Raw genomic sequence first — 2,434 nt, 5'->3', positions numbered from 1 at the left:
GTATTGCCAATATATATATTTGGATGAAAAAAAGAACATTATTATAGAGTTGAATGAAAAACAAAAGGAAAAATGGAATAAAGAAAGCCGAAAAAAATATTAAGTAATGAATTAGAAAAAACAGATGAAGATGAATTGTATAAAATATCGGTTTCGGATGATTATACCGAAGTTAATTGTCAGGTAGCTCAGAAGGCAAACGGACTTACATTTACGGCAAAACTAATGATTATATTTTTTAATTCAGAAATGTATCAGATATTAAATGGGAATGCAGAGTGGTCAATTCATGTTGTTGCAAAGGATTTATCTACAGGAGGAGAGTTGGTAAACATTGATTATCCGAAAGAGGTGTTTTCTATAACAGAAGAAACCTGGGACAACCTATAAAAAATGAAATTGAACGGGAGAGAAAATATGATGAGAGATTTTTCACCTGGGGCAAAAGAACTGTTAATGCAATATGTTGATGATGTTATTGCTTCCGGTGTATGGGAAACAATTGGGAATGGAAAAGGAGAGTTTAATCAGGCGGGACAGGACTGGTTGAGCAAACTTGGTATTTCAGACTATTTGGATAATATGGAAGGATATTATCAGAATATTATAAGCAAGCATTCTACAACAAAAGAAGAGATTGAGCAAATTTTTTCAGATGTACAGCAAGTTGATACCAGACATATCGGAACAGTTGCCGGACTGGTAACGGCAGGAAATGCAATAATTACATATTTTACAGACTTAGCAGATAATATTAATCCGAATGGTGGAAATCTTGATATAGAAAAATTAAGAACAACACTGGAGGCTGACAGGGAACGATTAGACCAAATGCAGCAGAGTGTTGTAAGAAATTTAATTAAAGATGGAAAGGCAGAAGAAGCGAGGAAGTCTACGGATTTGACGAATTTGGTAATGATATTCGGACTGCAAAAGATATCTTTAAAGATTCTTTACAAAGCTTCGGATTTACCGGTTATCAGATGGACAGCGTTGGTGCACTATACTTTGCACAGGCAAGACGATATGATGCCGGAGTTGGCAGATTTATCAGCGAAGACTTTATAAAGGGGCATATTGCTGCGCCATATACAATGAACCATTACAACTATTGCTGGAATAGACCGTTGGATTTGGTTGATTTGAATGGTATGGAACCAGTAATAAATATAGTAGACGAATTTAATAATATAGGAAAAAGTAAGTCGGAAGAAAAAAGCTTGATAGATTTTCCTGACGAATTTTTGGGTGGAATGAACAAAGAGGAGAATTCAATTCCAGAGGAGTATGATATTAAGAAAATATTAGAAATCCCGATGAATGAAATCAATGAGCAGGAAAAAGCAAGTAATAATGATAATGAGAGTAATAATACGGATAAAAATGATGATAGTGACAAAGATATCCCGATTGGTGTGCTGGGATTATCAGGAAGTATTGGGGCTGGAGCATATATGAGTGGAAGTGTGCAAGTTGTGTGGGATTTAAATGGTAATATTGCATTACAGGTTTCTGGTGGAACTGGAGCAGAAATCGGTCAATCCGGAAATGGAAGTATTTTTTTGGGGGCGTACAAGGCACAGTCGATATATAGTTTGGAAGATTTTGGAACAGAAGAAGGAGTAACAGTAGGTGAAGGTTTAATCTTTGGTGGAGGTGCGTGGCAGACATGCGATGATAATGGAGATTTAAAACATATTGGGGGGTATGGAAGTATAGGATTTGGCGAAGAAGGGACATTAGCATCAGGTCATGTGACAATGTCTAATACATGGACAATCTGTTCAGGTAATATATTTGAATGGTGGAATAATTTATGGGAAGGAGAAGAAGAAGGGTGTTTAGAGTGAAATATAAGAAAGAACAAATCTTGAAGGGACTTCGTTGCTTTTCAATAGAAATAGCAATTTTATGGACAATTATTTTAATAGATACTTTAATAAGCACATATTATGGGAAGTATTCTGGTATACATTTGTCACAGGTTGTTGCAAGTATACCGAAGGAATATATGAATAGTGAAGAGTCTGAACATTACAAAACGGATAATGAATTTCTGATACAATCAAAGGAAAATGCTTATATGATTTATGGAATTGAATTGTCCAATGTCGATGAAAGCAGCTTGATAACTTTCCTGGATGAAGAGGATTTAAAAAAGTTAAAGTCAGCAAATTCATTCAGTCAGATATTAGAGGGCATCCAGGATGGAGTAGGATTCCTGTGGGGAGATGTGGTTACAGGAAATACAAAAAAATCATCTTATACATGTTATTATTTTTCTTCAATAGAAGAAGGACATGATGGGGATTACCAAGTATATATTATATTCTATATACAGGAAGATTTAAAATATATGGAGATATGTGTAATGGATGAGGAGCATGTTTTATCAGAAAAACAGAAGAAACATATGTGGTTATATACAGGTCGA

The 2,434-nt window shown here is 34.9% G+C and carries 3 protein-coding genes and 1 pseudogene; all 4 read left to right on the top strand.

Annotated elements, in window-relative coordinates:
• Positions 1-135: 135 nt before the first annotated feature.
• A complete protein-coding gene (locus DW059_RS15360; protein ID WP_117699364.1) occupies positions 136-390 on the top strand; it encodes a hypothetical protein in 255 nt (84 codons plus the stop codon).
• A gap of 530 nt (positions 391-920) precedes the next feature.
• Positions 921-1,094: pseudogene (locus tag DW059_RS17865) on the top strand (RHS repeat-associated core domain-containing protein); the annotation flags it as partial.
• A gap of 33 nt (positions 1,095-1,127) precedes the next feature.
• Complete coding sequence (locus tag DW059_RS15350) at positions 1,128-1,850, top strand: hypothetical protein (RefSeq protein ID WP_147326075.1); 723 nt, start codon at positions 1,128-1,130, stop codon at positions 1,848-1,850.
• On the top strand, positions 1,847-2,434 hold a 588-nt coding region (locus DW059_RS15345), incomplete at its 3' end, for a hypothetical protein (RefSeq protein WP_118057180.1). The genes DW059_RS15350 and DW059_RS15345, both read left to right, overlap by 4 nt.

Origin of the sequence: Roseburia sp. AF42-8 (assembly GCF_003435965.1) — a bacterium.
Classification (GTDB): Bacteria; Bacillota; Clostridia; order Lachnospirales; family Lachnospiraceae; genus Roseburia_C; species Roseburia_C amylophila.
Note: the sequence above shows the minus strand (reverse complement) of the source record. Positions and strands in the feature narration are given on the sequence as shown.